This is a genomic window from Serratia sp. CY37869 (genome assembly GCF_052168895.1).
GTDB classification, from domain to species: domain Bacteria; phylum Pseudomonadota; class Gammaproteobacteria; order Enterobacterales; family Enterobacteriaceae; genus Serratia; species Serratia ureilytica.
In genome coordinates, this window is the sequence record NZ_JBJNLU010000001.1 from 865,333 (window position 1) to 882,127 (window position 16,795).

17 protein-coding genes are annotated in these 16,795 nt (G+C 64.3%); 4 read left to right on the forward strand and 13 right to left on the reverse strand.

Annotated features, from left to right (window positions below):
- Window position 1 precedes the first annotated feature (1 nt).
- From ACJ8J1_RS04130 to ACJ8J1_RS04140, 3 genes are read left to right on the forward strand one after another with little or no spacing between them, the layout of a single operon-like run.
- Entirely contained in the window at window positions 2-373 is a 372-nt protein-coding gene (locus ACJ8J1_RS04130) for a RidA family protein (RefSeq protein WP_033643621.1), read from the forward strand.
- A gap of 58 nt (window positions 374-431) precedes the next feature.
- Complete coding sequence (locus ACJ8J1_RS04135; protein WP_033643619.1) at window positions 432-1,619, forward strand: amino acid aminotransferase; 1,188 nt, start codon at window positions 432-434, stop codon at window positions 1,617-1,619.
- Between the two features lie 20 nt (window positions 1,620-1,639).
- On the forward strand, window positions 1,640-3,037 hold the full coding sequence (locus tag ACJ8J1_RS04140; protein ID WP_033643618.1) for an amino acid permease: 1,398 nt from the start codon (window positions 1,640-1,642) through the stop codon (window positions 3,035-3,037).
- Between the two features lie 37 nt (window positions 3,038-3,074).
- On the opposite strand, the gene paaY is transcribed toward ACJ8J1_RS04140, so the two are convergent.
- The 13 genes from paaY to paaA form a co-directional block, all read right to left on the reverse strand.
- Complete coding sequence (paaY, locus tag ACJ8J1_RS04145; protein ID WP_033643617.1) at window positions 3,075-3,671, reverse strand: phenylacetic acid degradation protein PaaY; 597 nt, start codon at window positions 3,669-3,671, stop codon at window positions 3,075-3,077.
- A gap of 12 nt (window positions 3,672-3,683) precedes the next feature.
- Window positions 3,684-4,622: a phenylacetic acid degradation operon negative regulatory protein PaaX gene (gene paaX / locus ACJ8J1_RS04150; RefSeq protein WP_033643616.1), complete on the reverse strand. Its 939-nt coding sequence runs from the start codon at window positions 4,620-4,622 to the stop codon at window positions 3,684-3,686.
- A 78-nt stretch (window positions 4,623-4,700) separates the two neighbouring features.
- Window positions 4,701-6,008 (reverse strand): phenylacetate--CoA ligase PaaK, encoded by a 1,308-nt coding sequence (gene paaK / locus ACJ8J1_RS04155; protein ID WP_016927188.1) that lies wholly within the window; start codon window positions 6,006-6,008, stop codon window positions 4,701-4,703.
- A gap of 15 nt (window positions 6,009-6,023) precedes the next feature.
- Entirely contained in the window at window positions 6,024-7,229 is a 1,206-nt protein-coding gene (gene pcaF / locus ACJ8J1_RS04160; RefSeq protein WP_033643615.1) for a 3-oxoadipyl-CoA thiolase, read from the reverse strand.
- On the reverse strand, window positions 7,226-7,666 hold the full coding sequence (gene paaI, locus ACJ8J1_RS04165) for a hydroxyphenylacetyl-CoA thioesterase PaaI (protein WP_033643614.1): 441 nt from the start codon (window positions 7,664-7,666) through the stop codon (window positions 7,226-7,228). The genes pcaF and paaI overlap by 4 nt, the downstream gene beginning before the upstream one ends.
- The gene (locus ACJ8J1_RS04170; protein WP_033643613.1) at window positions 7,663-9,195 is read right to left on the reverse strand and encodes a 3-hydroxyacyl-CoA dehydrogenase; all 1,533 of its coding nucleotides are present in this window, start codon (window positions 9,193-9,195) and stop codon (window positions 7,663-7,665) included. The genes paaI and ACJ8J1_RS04170 overlap by 4 nt, the downstream gene beginning before the upstream one ends.
- 2 nt (window positions 9,196-9,197) lie before the next feature.
- Window positions 9,198-9,989, reverse strand: a complete 792-nt coding sequence (paaG, locus tag ACJ8J1_RS04175; protein ID WP_033643612.1) for a 2-(1,2-epoxy-1,2-dihydrophenyl)acetyl-CoA isomerase PaaG — start codon at window positions 9,987-9,989, stop codon at window positions 9,198-9,200.
- Between the two features lie 3 nt (window positions 9,990-9,992).
- Entirely contained in the window at window positions 9,993-10,766 is a 774-nt protein-coding gene (gene paaF / locus ACJ8J1_RS04180; protein ID WP_033643611.1) for a 2,3-dehydroadipyl-CoA hydratase PaaF, read from the reverse strand.
- Window positions 10,767-10,774: 8 nt separating this feature from the next.
- Entirely contained in the window at window positions 10,775-11,833 is a 1,059-nt protein-coding gene (gene paaE, locus ACJ8J1_RS04185; protein ID WP_033643610.1) for a 1,2-phenylacetyl-CoA epoxidase subunit PaaE, read from the reverse strand.
- Window positions 11,834-11,846: 13 nt separating this feature from the next.
- A complete protein-coding gene (paaD, locus tag ACJ8J1_RS04190; RefSeq protein WP_033643609.1) occupies window positions 11,847-12,344 on the reverse strand; it encodes a 1,2-phenylacetyl-CoA epoxidase subunit PaaD in 498 nt (165 codons plus the stop codon).
- 9 nt (window positions 12,345-12,353) lie between these two features.
- Entirely contained in the window at window positions 12,354-13,112 is a 759-nt protein-coding gene (gene paaC / locus ACJ8J1_RS04195; protein ID WP_033643608.1) for a 1,2-phenylacetyl-CoA epoxidase subunit PaaC, read from the reverse strand.
- A gap of 8 nt (window positions 13,113-13,120) precedes the next feature.
- Window positions 13,121-13,408: a 1,2-phenylacetyl-CoA epoxidase subunit PaaB gene (gene paaB / locus ACJ8J1_RS04200; RefSeq protein WP_004935173.1), complete on the reverse strand. Its 288-nt coding sequence runs from the start codon at window positions 13,406-13,408 to the stop codon at window positions 13,121-13,123.
- A gap of 21 nt (window positions 13,409-13,429) precedes the next feature.
- A complete protein-coding gene (gene paaA, locus ACJ8J1_RS04205; protein WP_442520323.1) occupies window positions 13,430-14,368 on the reverse strand; it encodes a 1,2-phenylacetyl-CoA epoxidase subunit PaaA in 939 nt (312 codons plus the stop codon).
- A 317-nt stretch (window positions 14,369-14,685) separates the two neighbouring features.
- Here paaA and paaZ point away from each other — a divergent pair, with 317 nt between their 5' ends.
- Window positions 14,686-16,752 carry a phenylacetic acid degradation bifunctional protein PaaZ gene (gene paaZ / locus ACJ8J1_RS04210; RefSeq protein ID WP_033643606.1) on the forward strand — a complete coding sequence of 689 codons (2,067 nt, stop codon included), beginning with the start codon at window positions 14,686-14,688 and terminating at the stop codon, window positions 16,750-16,752.
- The last annotated feature ends 43 nt before the right edge of the window (window positions 16,753-16,795 follow it).

The following is a 16,795-nucleotide window of genomic DNA, read 5'->3' on the forward strand; positions in this document are numbered from 1 at the left end:
CATGCGCGAGATTGTAGAGACCGGGCTGCCGGATATCGGCCAGCCTTTTTCCTGGGCCACCCGGGGCGGCGGCATGCTGTTTACCGCCCATGGCCCGGTGCGGGCGGACGGCAGCATCGACACCGGCGCGCCGGAGCGACAGATTGCGCTGACCTTCGATAACCTGGCGCAGACGCTGAAGGCGGCGGGCAGCCACAGCGATAAGGTGCTGCAGGTGATCGTGTATCTTACCGACGTTAACGACGTTAAATGGCTCGATGATATTTACCGGAAATACTTTAATTATCCTTATCCCAATCGCTCCACGGTTATCGTCGAGAAATTGGTGGTGCCCGGAATGAAAATAGAAATTACCGTCAGCGCCATCGCCTGATTTAATTTCTCCTTAAGCCTGTCTTCATATTAATTCAATAACGAGTTAAGGATGCGTCATGTTTAAACAGATTGCACCTTCCGCCGCCGATCCTATTATGTCGCTGATGGAAGCCTATTTGCAGGATCCCAATCCGAAAAAAGTGAATTTAGGCATTGGGCTGTATTACGATCGGCAGGGGAATATTCCGCTGATGCAGGCGGTTGAGGCGGCCGAGCAGCGGTTGCTGGCGCTGCGCCGCCCGCACGGTTATCCGCCGATCGAAGGTTCGCCGCAGTTCGCCCGCCAGGTGCAGGCGCTGCTGTTCGGTGAGCAACAGGCGGCCGAGATCGCCACGGTGCAGACCGTCGGCGGCTCCGGTGCGTTGAAGCTGGCGGCGGATTTTTTGCGCCACTTTCTGGCGCGCGGTGAAATCTGGGTGTCCGATCCTACCTGGGCCAATCACTGGGCGATTTTCGAAGGCGCCGGGCTGCGGGTGAATACCTATCCCTACTTTGATGAAGCGGCGGGCGGCCTGCGTTTCGCCGCCATGCTCGACGCGTTGGACAGCCTGCCGCCCGGCAGCGTGGTCTTGCTGCACCCTTGTTGCCATAACCCGACCGGCACCGATCTGACGGCGGAGCAGTGGCGCGCCACGCTCGCCGTGCTGCAGCGACGCAGCCTGCTGCCGCTGTTCGACATCGCCTATCAGGGCTTCGGCGACGGGCTGGAGGAGGACTGCTTTGCATTGCGCGAAGCGCTGAAAACCGATCTGCCGTTTTTGGTCTGCAATTCGTTTTCCAAAAACGTCGCGCTGTACGGCCAGCGTCTGGGCGCGCTGTCGGTGCGCTGCGCCGACGCGGAAAATGCCGCCAACGTCAAAGGGGCGTTAAAAACGCTGATCCGCCGCAGCTATTCCTGCCCGCCGACGCACGGCAGCCAGATCGTGGAAACCCTGCTTGGCGATGCCGAACTCGGCGAGCTTTGGCGCGATGAGCTGGCGGAAATGCGCTCGCGCATCAAGCAAATGCGTGAACAGCTGGCCGCCGGGCTGGCGCAGGGCGGCTCTTCGCTGGATCACCGGCGCATTCGCGAGCAGCGCGGTATGTTCAGCTATACCGGCCTGAACGAAGCTCAGCTGCAGACCCTGCGGCAGCGCTACGCCATCTATCTGGTCTCGCCCGGCCGCATGTGTCTGCCGGGGCTTAACCCCGGCAACATCGACTATGTGACCGCCGCGATCCTCGACGTCACCCGTACCGCCTAACTCCGCCCGGGAGCACAGCCATGCCACAGATGAATGATTTTGAGCATATCGCCCGCCGCCAGGGCGGGTTGAACAAGCATCTTACCGCCGGGCAGATGTCGATGCTGGCGATCGGCGGCGCCATCGGCACCGGGCTGTTTCTCGGCAGCGCCTACGCCATCCAGATGGCGGGGCCGTCGGTATTGCTGAGCTACCTGATCGGCGGCGTCATTGCGCTGCTGCTGATGGGCAGCCTGGCGGAAATGACCTCCGAACACCCGACGCCCGGCTCGTTCGGCGACTACGCCGAATTCTACCTCGGCCCGCTGTTCGGTTTTCTGGTGCGTTACTCTTACTGGTCCTGCGTGGTGCTGGCGGTGGGCACCGAAGTCACCGCCATCGGCATGTACATGCAGTTCTGGTTCCCGGCGACGCCGACCTGGCCGTGGGTGCTGCTGTTCTCGGCGGCGGTGATCGTCGTTAACGTGATCGGCGTGAAATCGTTCGGCCAGGTGGAATACGCGCTGTCCACCGTCAAAGTGACGGCGATCGTGGCGTTTATTCTGATCGGCATCGGCATTCTGGCGTTCTCGGGCAACCCGGCCTATGGTCTGCGCAACCTGACCGCCGGCGGCTTTATGCCGTTTGGCGTCAAGGGCATGTGGTTCGCGGTGATCGTGTCCATCTTCAGCTACCTGAGCATTGAAATGATCGCGGTGGCCGCCGGCGAGGCGAAGAATCCGGTGATTGCGGTGAAGGCGGCGTTCAAGGGCACCATCGTGCGGCTGTTCATCTTCTACATGCTGTCGATCGCCCTGATGCTGGCCATCGTGCCCTGGCGCCAGTCCGGCACCGGCGAAAGCCCGTTCCTGATGGCGATGAACGTGATCCATCTGCCCGCCGCCGCCGGTATTTTCAACTTTATCGTGCTGGTGGCGGCGCTGTCGGCAATGAACAGCCAGCTGTATATCACCACTCGCATGATGTTCTCGCTGTCGCGCGCCGGGCAGGCGCCGGCGGCGTTGGGGCGCGTCAGCCGGCGCGGTATTCCGGTCAATGCGCTGGCGATGTCGTGCATCGGTATCGTGGTGTCTATCGTGCTGAGCCTGGTGGCGCCGGAAACCTCGTTCGCCGCCATGATGTCTATCTCGGTGTATGGCGCCTGCTTTACCTGGCTGATGATTTTCGTCACCCACCTGTTCTTCCGCCGCCGGCATCGGCAGACCCACCTGAAGTTTCGCATGTGGGGCTTTCCCTATACCACCTTGCTCGGCGCCGGGCTGATGACGGCGTTGATGATCTCGACGGCGTTTACCGAATTCTTCCGCATGACGCTGTGGTTCGGTATTCCGTTCACTTTGCTGCTGGTGGCGGCTTATCACTTCCAGAGCCGCCGCGCGGTTGCGCCGTCGCCACTCAAGGCGCCGGAAGTGGAGTAATAAGGGGAGGGGCTGAGGCGCATCTCAGCCCCGGGGATTAAAGCTGGCTTTTCGGGATCAGGTGGTCGCCGAAGCTCAGGCGACGGCGGCCCGGCTCGATTTCGGTCAGCGGCGCCACTTCGTGCAGCGAGGATTTGCAGCGCTGTACCAGATCCTGATACTCGCGGGTGCCGGCGATCTTCCAGGCTAATTCCTGTTCGGTCAGATCGCGCAGCACGCGCGCCGGGCTGCCGACCACCAGCTTGTTGGCTTCGATCACCGCCGCGGCTTTGACGAACGCCATCGCACCGACGATGGTGTTCTCGCCGATCTCCGCGCCGTCCATCACCACCGCGTTCATGCCCACCATCGCATTGCGGCGAATGCGGCAGCCGTGCAGGATGGCGCCGTGGCCGATATGGCCATCTTCTTCCACCACCGTGTCCTGCTGCGGGAAGCCGTGCATCACGCAGTTATCCTGAATGTTGGCGCCGTCGCAGATCACCAGGCGGCCAAAATCGCCGCGCAGGCTGGCGTTCGGGCCGATATACACGTGTTTGCCGACGATCACGTCGCCAATCAGCACCGCCGTCGGGTGCACGTAACTGCTGGGGTCAACGACCGGCGTCAGGCCGTCAATCTGATACACAGGCATAGCGTGAGTTCCTTAACATGTAGGGTCGCGCGGCAGGCCGCCGAAGCGCCGATAGTAGCCGGCGGCCGGCGCGGGCAGGGCGCCGATGGTGGTCTCCGCCAGCGCGCTGACGTACTCCGTCGCGGCGCGATCGACCTGCTGATAGAGATTGATGCACAGATTGCGGGCGATCTGGCCCTCCCACTGGGCGGGCAACAGCGCGTCCGGCAGCAGCGGATCTTTCAACACCACGCGACGGAAGAAGTGAATCAATAATAGCTTAATCTGGAAACAGCGCAGCGGCGTCAGCGCCGCCGGGTCGACTTCGCGCAGCAGCGCCATCAGCGGCCGGAAAGAGACGATAAACTCATGATAACCGGCCGCTACCTCGCTCAATGACCAGCAGTCGGCCACCAGTTTCTGCAGCGTTTGCTCGGAGCGATTGTAGGGGTAATCGGCGCGGAAGTAGATCACCTGCTCGCTGGCGTTCAATTCGCCGAGCAGCGCCGTCACGTCGGTTTGCGCATGGGTGGGGGCGGCCATCAGGTTGTTGGCGATCTGCCCGAACCCGAGCCAGCCCAGCTCTTTTTTCAGCCGCGCGCGCGCGTTTTTTTCGGCGCATTCCAGTAGCAACAGCTCCCATTTGCCGTCCCAGGCGGGCTGCTCGCGCAGATAGATCTTCGATTCGGCGTGGCGGAACTGGCGCATGCCCTGCTCGGTCACGCGGTAGAAGCTGCGGCGGCCGATTTTCTCCACCGCCAGCCACCCCTCTTTCTGCAGGCGGAACACCGAGGTGCGCACGAAACGATCGCCGAAACCGAAGGCCTCCAGCAGCGCGCTCAGGCTGCCGAGCCACACTTCGCCGCCGCGGTGGCTGAGCGCGTCGCCGTACAGCGAAATGATCAGCGACGTGCCGCTGATCGGCTGGGCGTCGACGGCATGGCGAATGAACTCATCCAGTTTATGTTCCATATTTTTCCATGGGTTAGCCTTCGATGAGCCACAACATTAACATAATTTGGGGCGGCGTCATCCGTGACGCCGTGCGCCTCAGCGCGGCCGCAGATCGACCACGCGCTGCGCCTTGCCTTCCGAGCGCGGAATATCGCCGCAGTTGGCGATGCTGACGTCGGTGCTGACGCCCACGATCGATTTGATGTGGTGGCGCAGCTGGTGGCAGATATCGCAACGCTGCTGATGGCTGAGGCTGAGCGCCGATTCTTTCAGCTCGACGCGCACCGCCAGCGTGTCCAGATGCCCGCTGCGGCTGACCTGCAGTTGATAGTGCGGCGACAGCTGCTCGAACTGCATGATCTGTTCTTCCACCTGCGACGGGAAGACGTTGACACCGCGGATGATCAGCATGTCGTCGGAGCGGCCGGTGATCTTGCCCATGCGGCGCATCTGGCGCGCGTCGCCCGGCAGCAGCCGGGTGAGATCGCGGGTGCGGTAGCGGATCACCGGCAGCGCCTCTTTGGTCAGGGTGGTGAACACCAGTTCGCCGTGCTCGCCGTCCGGCAGGGCGATGCCGGTTTCCGGGCAGATGATCTCCGGCAGGAAGTGGTCTTCCCAAATGGTAGGGCCGCCGCCGCTTTCCAGACATTCCATCGCCACGCCCGGCCCCATCACCTCCGACAGGCCGTAAATATCCAGCGCCTTGATGCCCATGCGGGTTTCGATTTCGTGGCGCAGGGCTTCGGTCCAGGGTTCGGCGCCGAACACGCCGAGCCGCAGCGAGCAGCCGCGCGCGTCGCCGCCCATTTTGCGCTCCAGTTCATCGATCAGCGTCAGGCAGTAGGACGGCGTCACCATGATGATGTCGGGTTTGAAATCGAGGATCAGCTGCGCCTGGCGTTCCGTCTGCCCGCCGGACATCGGGATCACCGTGGCCCCGAGCCGCTCCGCGCCGTAGTGCGCCCCCAGGCCGCCGGTGAACAGGCCGTAACCGTAGGCGACGTGCACCTTGTCTTTGGCGGTGGCGCCGCCGGCGCGCAGGCAGCGGGCGACGATATCGGCCCAGTTATCGATGTCGCGCTGGGTGTAGCCCACCACCGTCGGGCGGCCGGTGGTGCCCGAGGAGGCGTGGATGCGCACCACCTGTTCCATCGGCACCGCGAAGGTGTCGAACGGGTAGTTGTCGCGCAGATCCTGCTTGGTGGTGTAGGGGAAGCGCGCCAGATCGCTCAGCTGCTTAAGATCGTCGGGGTGTACGCCCGCCTGATCGAACTTGCGCTTGTACATCGGCACATTGTCGTAGGCGTGGTGCAGCGTCCACTTCAAACGCGCCAACTGCAACGCTTCAATCTCATCGCGCGAGGCGAATTCGATCGTTTCGAGGGGCTGTGGATTTATTGTCATGGTTAGCCTCAGGGGTCAGACACGCTCAATGATCATGGCGATGCCTTGGCCCACGCCGATGCACATGGTGCACAGAGCGTAGCGGCCGGCTCGCCGTTCCAGTTCAAACAGGGCGGCCAGCGCCAGGCGCGCGCCGCTCATGCCCAGCGGGTGCCCCAGAGCGATCGCGCCGCCGTTGGGGTTGACCTGCGGGGCATCGTCCGGCAGGCCAAGCTGGCGCATCACCGCCAACGCCTGGGCGGCGAACGCTTCGTTCAGTTCGATGACGTCCATCTGCGCCAGGCTCAGCCCGGCGATCTCCAGCACCTTGCGGGTGGCCGGCAGCGGGCCGATGCCCATCAGCCGCGGCTCCACGCCGCAGGTGGCGGTGGCAAGGATGCGCGCGCGCGGCGTCAGGCCCTGGCGCGCCGCCATCGCTTCGGAGGCGACGATCAGCGCGGCCGCGCCGTCGTTCAGCCCCGAGGCGTTGCCGGCGGTGACGCTGCCGGGCTGACGGAACGGGGTTTTCAGCGCCTGCAGCTGATCGAAGGTGGTGTCGGCGCGCGGGTGTTCATCCTGGCTGAACAGGGTGACTGCGCCTTTTTTACCGGTGAGGCTGACCGGCGCTATCTCCTGCGCCAGGTATCCCAGCGCCTGCGCCCGGGCGGCGCGCTGCTGGCTGCGCAGCGCAAAGGCGTCCTGATCGGCGCGGCTGATGTTGAACTGCGCCGCGACGTTTTCGGCGGTCTCCGGCATCGAATCGGTGCCGAACTCGGCCTGCATGCGCGGGTTGACGAAGCGCCAGCCGAGGGTGGTGTCGTACAACTGCGCCTGGCGGCTGAAGGCGCTGTCGGCCTTGCCCATCACCAGCGGCGCTCGGGTCATCGATTCCGCGCCGCCGGCCAGCATCAGCCCAGCGTCGCCGGCTTTGATGCTGCGCGCCGCTATCGCCAGCGCGTCCAGACCCGAACCGCACAGGCGGTTCACCGTGGTGCCGGAAACGCCGACCGGCAGCCCGGCCAGCAGCAGCGCCATGCGCGCCAGATTGCGGTTGTCTTCCCCGGCCTGGTTGGCGCAGCCGAGGATCACATCGTCCAGCTGCGCCCAATCCACCTGTGGATAGCGCTCCAGCAGCACGCGCAGCGGCAGGGCGGCGAGGTCGTCGGCGCGCACCTGGGCCAGCGCGCCGCCATAGCGGCCGATCGGGGTGCGCACGCCGTCGCAGATAAATGCCTGATTCATGCCTGATCTCCTAAAATGCTGTGACCGAGGCGGTGCGCGCGGCCGCGAAACCAGGCGACGGTTTTGCCCTGTTGATTGACGATTTCGACGTCATACAGCCCGGTGGCTTTGCCCTGATGGCGCATCTGCGCGCTGGCGGTGAGGCGATCGCCGGCCAGCGCCGGGCGGACGAAGTCGATGCTGCAGCCGGAAGCCACCGCCGCCAGCCCCTGGCTGTTACAGGCGTAGGCGAAGGCGGTATCCGCCAGGCTGAACAGCTGGCCGCCATGGCAAGTCTGGTGGCCATTGAGCATCTGCGGGCCGACGGTCATGCTGACCTGCGCGTACCCTACGTCGACGGCATCGATGTGCATCCCCATCGCCTGAGCGCAGGTATCTTGCTGGAACATCTGTTCGGCGCAGCGCTGAGCCAGCGCGCGCGGCGTATTGGCGTTCATTGTTCGGCTCCTGAGAAAGCGGCGGGGGAAGCGTAGCGGCGCAGCAGCGGCATCGGGCGATAGCGGGCCTCGCCGTAATAGCGTTGCAGGTTTTCCAGCGTCGTCAGGATGTGGCGCCAGCCGAGCGCGGCGCCCCAGGCGAGCGGGCCGCGCGGATAGTTGACCCCGCGCAGCATCGCCAGATCGGTATCCTCGGCGCTGGCGACGCCTTTGTTCACCACGTCGAGCGCTTCGTTGGCCAGCATGGCCAGGGTGCGCATCGTTAGCAGGCCGGGGTAATCCGGCAACGGGATGACGCGTTTGCCGAGGGACTGCAGCAGACGGATCGCTTTGGCATTGTGTTGCGCGCCGTTTTGCGCCGCGCAGCTGATGGCGATGGCGGAGGCATGCGCATAGTCGGCACAGAGATCGAACAGCACCACGGGCATTCCACGTTCGTCGGCCAGTTGGCCGGCGGTTTTACCATTGGTTAACATCAGTGTAACGTCGTCGATCGTGACGTGCGGGCTGGTCTGGCCAGGTTGTTTGATCGCCCCCGCATTTTCGCTTAACAGCTGCGCCAAATCGGCCAGCGAAGACCAGTCGCCGTGCAGCGTAACGCGCTGCGGCAGCGCGGCCTGCGCCGGTGGCGCAAAGGCGATCATCTCTGCGGTGGGGCGTTGCGCGTCGTAGCGGTAGAAGCCGCGGCCGGATTTGCGGCCGAGGCGCCCGGCGGCCACCAGCTCCTGCTGCACCAGCGAGGGGGTGAAGCGCGGATCCTGGTAGAAGGCCTGATACACCGAGTCGGTCACGGCGTAATTGACGTCCTGGCCGATCAGATCGGTCAACTGCAGCGGGCCCATGGCGAAACCGCCGGCGTCGCGCATTACCGCATCCAGGGTGGCGGCGTCGGCCACCCGTTCTTCCAGCGCGCGCAAGCTTTCGGCGTAGAACGGCCGCGCCACGCGGTTGACGATGAATCCCGGCGTCGAGCGGCACACGACGCTCTGCTTACCCCAGCGCTGCGCCAGGGCTTGCAGCGCGGCGAGGGTCTCGGCCCCGGTCTCCAGACCGCTGACGATCTCCACCAGCTTCATCAGCGGTGCCGGGTTGAAGAAGTGCAGCCCGGCCATGCGCTGCGGGTGTTGCAAGGCGCCGGCGATGGCGGTGATCGACAGCGAGGAAGTATTGCTGGCGAACAGCGCCGTGGGCGAGCAGACCGCTTCCAGATCGCGGAACAGGCTCTGCTTGATCGCCAGATTTTCCGCCACCGCTTCAATCACCAGCGCGCTGTCGGCCAGTTGCTCGAGCGAATCGGCGCGTTCGAGACGCGCCAGCAGCGCCTCGGTGGTGTTTGCGTCGGCCTTGCCGCCGTCGACCCGCTGCCGCAGGCGGCGAGCGAGTTCGTCGATCGCGCGCTGGGCGGCGGCGGGGGCGATATCGAACAGCCGCACCGGGTGACCGGCGGCGGCGGCCACCTGCGCAATGCCGATGCCCATGGTGCCGGCGCCGATCACCGCCACCTGGCCGTTAAGAAGGGGCGCGTTCATGGCTATTTCCCGCTGAAGTTTGGCGTGCGTTTGGCGAAGAACGCGCTGACGCCTTCGCGGTAGTCGTCGCTGCGGCCGCCCAATCGCTGCAGATCGCGCTCCAGATCGAGTTGTTGATCGAGGCTGTTGGTGGCCGAACTGTAGATGGCTTTCTTGATTAGCCCCAGACCGTAAGTCGGCTGGGTGGCCAGATGGCGCGCCAGCGTTTGCGTGCGGTCGGCCAATTCATCCGCCGGCACCACCTGCCAGATCATGCCCCACTCCAGCGCCTGTTGGGCGCTGATTTTGTCGCCCAGCATGGCCATGCCCATCGCGCGGGCGTGGCCGGCCAGCCGCGGCAGGAACCAGCTGCCGCCGGAATCCGGCACCAGCCCCAGGCGGCAGAACGACTGAATAAAGCCGGCGTTGTCGGCGGCGATGACGATGTCGCACGCCAGAGCCAGCGCGGCGCCGGCGCCGGCCGCCACGCCGTTGACCGCGCACACCACCGGTTTGGGCAGGGCGGTCAGGCGACGGATCAGGGGGTTGTAGAAACGTTCGACCGACAGGCCGAGGTCCGGCGCCTGTTGATCGGCGCTGACGTTGCGATCGTTGAGATCCTGCCCGGCGCAGAAACCGCGGCCGGCGCCGGCGATCAGCAGGCAGCGCACGTTGTCGTCGCGTTCGGCTTGCGTCAGCGCTTCGCTCAGTTGGCGATGCATCTCGTCGTTAAAGCTGTTGAGCCGATCCGGCCGGTTGAGGGTCAGCGTCAACACGCCGGCGTCGAGATGGCTGAGAATCAATGCGTTATCCATAAATCAGCGCCCCTGATAGTTTGGCGTACGTTTTTCGAAAAAGGCGGCGATGCCTTCGCGGCGATCGTCGGTGGCGGCCAGGGTGACGAACTGCTGACGCTCCATCGCCAGCCCCTGGCTAAGGCCGGTTTCCTCGGCCTGTTTCAGCGCCTGCTTGGCGGCGCGCAGCGCCAGCGGCGCCTGACGGCTGATGCGATCGGCAATCTGCTGCGTGCGCTCCAGCGTCAGGGCATCGACGCACACTTCGCTGATAAGGCCAGCCTGCAGCGCGGTGCGGGCGTCGATGGCTTCGCCGGTCAGCACCATCTGGCTGGCGCGCGACTTACCGACGCAGCGGATCAGGCGCTGGGTGCCTCCGGCCCCCGGCATCAGGCCGAGGGTGATCTCCGGCAGGCCGAAGCGGGCGCTTTCGCCGCCGATAACGATGTCGCAGGCCAGCGCCAACTCGCAGCCGGCGCCCAGGGCATAGCCGTTCACCGCCGCCAGCAGCGGCTTGCTGAACTGCGCCAGCCGCTGCCACAGCTGCGGACGGCGATCCGCCAGCGCGGCCGGCAGATCCTGCCGTTGCAGCTCGTGCAGATCGGCCCCGGCGGCGAAGAAACGCGCCGCGCCGGCGATCACCACGGCGCCCACGCCGCTGTCGGCATCGGCCTGATCCAGCAGAAACACCAGCTGCTCCAGGCAAGGGGTGCTCAGGGCGTTGCGCGCCTCCGGGCGGTGCAGCGTCAGCGTGACCACGCGGTGCTGCTGCTGACGCAAAATAAAGGGGGTATCCATCGCGGCTCCTAGACGTCGAAGTCCAATACCACGCCGTCGCCTTTCGGCCACGACTGGCAGCTCAATACATAGCCCGCCGCCAACTGATCCGGCTCCAGGCTGTAGTTGACACCCATCTCGACCTGGCCAGCCTTCAGACGGCATTTGCAGGTGGCGCATACGCCGCCTTTGCAGGCGTAGGGCAGGTCGGCGCCCTGGCGCAGCGCGGCGTCGAGAATGCTATCGTCCTGTTCGCCGAGCTCGATATCCAACCGGCGGCCGTCGAGCAGGATTGTCACCCTGGCGGCGTTGCGATCGCCGCTGTGGCGCGGGCGGGCGACCAGGCCGCTGGTGTTGAAACGTTCGCTGTGGATGTGGTTGGCCGGGACGCCGGCCTGTTCCAGCACGGTCTGCGCGTCGTCCATCATCGATTCCGGCCCGCAGATGAAGGCGTGGTCATAGTCGCGGAAATCCAGCAGCGCGCCGCCGATCGCCGTCAGGCGTTCACGATCGATGCGGCCGCTGAGCAGCGGGCTGTCGAGGCTCTCCTGGCTGAACAGGTACAGCGGCTGAAAACGCTGCGGGTAGCGGTTTTTCAGATCCGACAGCGCTTCTTTGAACATCATCGAACGGCTGTTGCGGTTGCCGTAGATCAGGGTAAAACTGCTGCCCGGTTCGAGCTGCAGCGTCGCTTTGATGATCGACAGCATCGGCGTGATGCCGGAGCCGGCGGCGATCGCCAGGTAATTGCCGCGGCGCTCCGCCTGCGGCTGATAGCCGAAGCGCCCCTGCGGCACCATCACTTCCAGCGCATCGCCGACTTTCAGCATACGGTTGACGAAGCCGGAGAAACGGCCCTGATCAATCGCTTTTACGCCGATCTGCAGCAGGCCTTCCTGCGGTGAACTGCAGATGGAATAGCAACGCCGCAGCTCTTCGCCGTTGACCCGCGCCTTGAGCGTCAGGTGCTGGCCGGGGGTGTAGCGGTATTGGTTTTGCAGCTCTTCGGGCACCCGCAGGGTGATGGCTACGGCGTCCGGCGTTTCGCGCTCGATGGCGGCGACGTTCAGGCGATGAAAGACCGTCATGGTGTCAGCGCTCCTATATGCATTTGAAGTAGTCGAACGGTTCCCGGCAGTCGCAGCAGCGGTACAGCGCTTTACAGGCGGTGGAGCCGAACTCGCTGATCTTCTCGCTGTGGGTGCTGCCGCAGCGCGGGCAGGCGACCGGGCCGTGGGCGTGCGGCCGATCGCAGGTGTGGCCCTGCGGGGGCGCTACGCCGTATTGCCGCAGCCGCTCGCGGGCGTCGGCGTTCATCCAGTCGGTGGTCCAGGCCGGGCTGAGGCGAATGTCCACCCGCACCGGGCTGAAGCCGGCGGCCGTCAGCCGCTGCTCGATGGCGTTGAGTAAAAATTCGGTGGCCGGGCAGCCGGAATAGGTTGGGGTGAAGGTCACGCGCCAGCCGCTGCCGTCGCGCACCACGTCGCGCACCATGCCCAAATCGGTGATCGACAGCACCGGCAGTTCGGGATCGCTGATCTGCTGCAGGCAGTGCCAAATCTGCGGGATTTCGGCGGGTTGCAAACGAGTGACGTTCATCGCGGCCTCCTACCACTGACTGTTTGGATAGGCGCGCTGCAGGAACTGCATCTCCGCCAGCAGCGGGCCGAGGTGTTCACTGTGTCGGCCTTGTTTGCCGCCGTGCCGGAACGCCTGCTCGGCGGGCAGCGTCAACGTCGCCTGGCGCAGCGTCTCCTCCACCAGCGCCTGCCAGGGGGCCTGCAGCTGGCGCGGATCGACGGCGATGCCCTGTTCCGCCAGCTCAAGCTCCAGCGCGTCGGCCTGGAACAGCTCAGCGGTGAAGCGCCACAGGTTATCCAGCGACTGCTGGATCTTGCGGTGGCTGATGTCGTTGCCGTCGCCGAGGCGGATCATCCAGCCGCGGCTGAAGCGCAGGTGGTAATCGGCTTCCTTCAACGATTTGGCGGCGATGGCGGCGATCTGCGCATCGCGGCTGCGGCTTAGCGCCTGGTGCAGCTGCACGTGGTAGGCGTCGAGCAGGAACTGGCGCACCAACGTGTCGTTGAAACCGCCGTTCGGCTGTTCCGCCAGCAGCAGGTTATGGAACTGGCGCTCGTCACGGCCGAAGGCCAGGCTGTCTTCGCTGCAGGGCGGGCCGGCCAGTTCGGCGGCGTAGCCCAGGAAGTGGCGCGCCTGGCCGAGCAGATCGAGACCGATGTTGGCCAACGCCAGATCGATTTCCAGCTCGGGCGCGTGGCCGCACCAGGCGCACAGGCGCTGGGCGAGGATCAAAGGCGTGTCGCCCTGGCGGAGCAAATAGCTGATGCGCGGATCGTTAACCGTCATGGTCGCCTCTACATGTTCTTGATGCCGTCGGGAATGGTGTAAAACGTCGGATGACGGTAGATCTTGTCTTCGGACGGATCGAAGAACGCGCCGCGATCTTCCGGCTGCGAGGCGATCAGATGGCGCGATTGCACCACCCAGATCGAGCAGCCTTCGTTGCGGCGCGTGTAGGCGTCGCGGGCGTTTTCCAGCGCCATTTGGTCGTCTGCGGCGTGCAGGCTGCCGACGTGGCGATGCGCCAACCCTTGTTTGCTGCGGATAAACACTTCATACAGCGGCCATTCAACGTGGCTCATGATCTCGGTTCCTTATGTTGGCTATGCGGCGGAAGCGGCGTTTTTCGCGGCGTGGGCCATGGCGCCGTCGCGTACCCAGGCGCCGTCTTCCCAGGCGCGGCGTTTGGCCTGCAGGCGTTCGTGGTTGCATTGGCCGCGTCCTTTGATCACTTCATGCAGTTCGCTCCAGTCGATCTCGCCGAAGCGATAGTGGCCGGCGGCCTCGTCCCAGGTAAGACTCGGGTCCGGCGCCGTCATGCCCAGCGCCGCAAGTTGCGGCACGGTGTTGTCGACGAACTTTTGCCGCAGTTCATCGTTGCTGTGGCGTTTGATTTTCCAGGCCATGCTCTGGGCGCTGTGAGGGGAGTCGGCGTCGCTCGGGCCGAACATCATCAGCACCGGCCACCAGAAGCGATCGATGGCGTCCTGCAACATCGCGCGCTGCGCATCGCTGCCGTGGGCCATCGCCATCACCGCCTCGTAGCCCTGGCGCTGGTGGAAGCTTTCCTCTTTGCAGATTTTCACCATCGCCCGCGCGTAGGGGCCGAAGGACGCGCGGCACAGCGCCACCTGGTTGACGATGGCGGCGCCGTCGACCAGCCAGCCGATCACGCCGATATCCGCCCAGTTGAGCGTGGGGTAATTGAAGATCGAGGAGTACTTCATTTTGCCGTCGAGCATCTTTTGGTAGATGTCCTGGCGCGAACAGCCGAGGGTTTCGGCGGCGCTGTAGAGGTACAGGCCGTGGCCGGCCTCATCCTGCACTTTGGCCAGCAGCACCGCTTTGCGGCGCAGCGTGGGGGCGCGCGTCAACCAGTTGGCTTCCGGCAGCATGCCGATGACTTCCGAATGGGCGTGTTGGCCGATCTGCCGAATCAGGTTCTGACGGTAAGCGTCCGGCATCCAGTCTTTGGCTTCGATAGCGATATCCGCCGCGATCTTGGCGTCGAAATGCTGCTGATACTCTGCTTCAGTTGTCATGCTCGCCTCTTGGTGATTCGTATTTTTCACATTGAATATAAAAATGTGAATCACTTTAACTAACCATAAGGCTACAAACTGATAACAAAAAGATCAAACGAGATTCATGTGGTTTTGCGAGTGCACTCACAAGTGAATTGTTTATATTATTGATTTAATTTGATAAATAAAATCAATGACTCTGTGTTAACGACAGGGAAAGCGGCTTGAACGCGCTTCTTGTTCTCTTTTTGTTAAAATTGAGTTTGGCGTAAACTGGCATTTATGTGATACGTAATTAAGCTGTAGGGTGAAAATTTATGAATTTTGGAGGGCACATGCAGCAGTTACACAGTTATCTTTCTGGCGCCTGGGTGTATGGGCAGGGAGAGAGCCGCGAGATCCGCCACGCCGTGACCGGCGAGGCGCTGTACCAGGTCTGCTCCGACGGCCTGCCGTTAGCGGCGAGCCTGAGCTATGCCCGCCGCCACGGGGGGCCGGCGCTGGCGCAAATGACGTTCCAGCAGCGCGCCCAGATGCTCAAAGCGGTGGCGAAACACCTGCTGGCGCACAAAGAGGCGCTGTATCAGATTTCCTATCAAACCGGGGCGACGCGCAGCGACGGCTGGGTCGATATCGAAGGCGGCATCGCCACGCTGTTCGCCTATGCCGGCATGGCCGGCCGCGATCTGCCGGATGATACCCTGTGGCCGGAGGATGAGCTGATCCCGTTGTCGAAACAGGCGCAGTTCGCCGCTCGCCACGTATTGACCTCGCGCCCCGGCGTGGCGCTGCATATCAACGCCTTCAACTTCCCTTGCTGGGGCATGCTGGAAAAACTGGCGCCGACCTGGCTGGCGGGCATGCCGGCCATCATCAAGCCGGCCACCGCCACCGCGCAGCTGACGCAGGCGATGGTCAGGCTGATCGTCGACAGCGGGCTGGTGCCGGAAGGGGCGCTGCAGTTGGTATGCGGTGGCGTCGGCGACATGTTTGCGCACCTGGATTATCAGGATGCGGTGACGTTCACCGGTTCGGCGCAGACCGGGCAGCGGCTGCGCGCGCACCCGCGGCTGTTGGAGAAATCGATCGCCTTCACCATGGAGGCGGATTCGCTCAACTGCTGCGTGCTGGCGGAAGACGTAACGCCGGAGATGCCGGAGTTTGCGCTGTTTATCAAAGAGGTGTGCCGTGAAATGACCGCCAAGGCGGGGCAGAAATGCACGGCGATCCGCCGCATCATCGTGCCGGCGGCGCAGGTGGTTGCGGTGCGTCAGGCCTTGTTGCAGCGCCTGGCTGGGGTGACGGTGGGCGACCCGCAGCTGGAGCAGGTGCGCATGGGGGCGTTGGTCAGCCACGAGCAGCGTGATGATGTGCAAAGCAAGGTGGAGTTCCTGCTGCGCAACGGCTGCGAACCGCTGTGCGGCGCGTCGCTGGATAAGCTGGAAATCCTGGGCGACGGCGCGCGCGGCGGGGCGTTTTATCCGCCGACCCTGCTGTATTGCGCCGATCCGTTCACCCATCAGGCGGTGCACGGCACTGAGGCCTTCGGCCCGGTGGTGACGCTGATGCCGTATGCGGATACCGAGCAGGCGATCGCGTTGGCGTTGCTGGGGCAGGGCAGCCTGGCGGGGTCGCTGGTGACCGCCGATCCGGCATTGGCCAAGCGATTCATTCGCGCGGCGGCGTGCGCCCACGGCCGCATGTTGATTCTGGATGAACAGGCGGCGGCGGAGTCCACCGGCCACGGGTCGCCGCTGCCGATGTTGGTGCACGGCGGCCCGGGGCGCGCGGGCGGCGGTGAAGAGCTGGGTGGACTGCGCGCGGTGAAGCACTATATGCAGCGCACGGCGATCCAGGGCAGCCCGGCGATGCTGGCGGCCATCGGCGGCGAATGGGTGCGCGGCGCGCCGGTCGCCGAGCACCCGGTACATCCGTTCCGGAAATACTTCGAGCAGCTGCAGTTGGGCGACAGCCTGTTGACCGCGCGCCGTACCGTGACCGAAGCGGATATCGTCAACTTCGCCTGCCTGAGCGGCGATCATTTCTACGCGCACATGGACAAGATCGGCGCCGCCGATTCGCTGTTCGGCGAGCGGGTGGCTCACGGTTACTTTGTGGTGTCCGCTGCGGCCGGGCTGTTTGTCGATGCCGCCGTCGGGCCGGTGATTGCCAACTACGGCATGGAGAATCTGCGCTTTATCGAACCGGTGAAGATCGGCGACACCATTCAGGTGCGGTTGACCTGCAAGAAGAAGATCCGCAAGCCGCAGAAAACCGCCGAAGATCGGCCGCACGGCGTGGTGGTGTGGGATGTGCAAGTATTGAATCAGGAACAGCAGCCGGTGGCGCTGTACAGTATCCTGACGTTGGTGGCGCGCCAACAGGGGGACTTCGAGGCGTGATGCGCGCTTGCCGCCGCCGGAGCTGCCGGCGGCGGCAATCTAT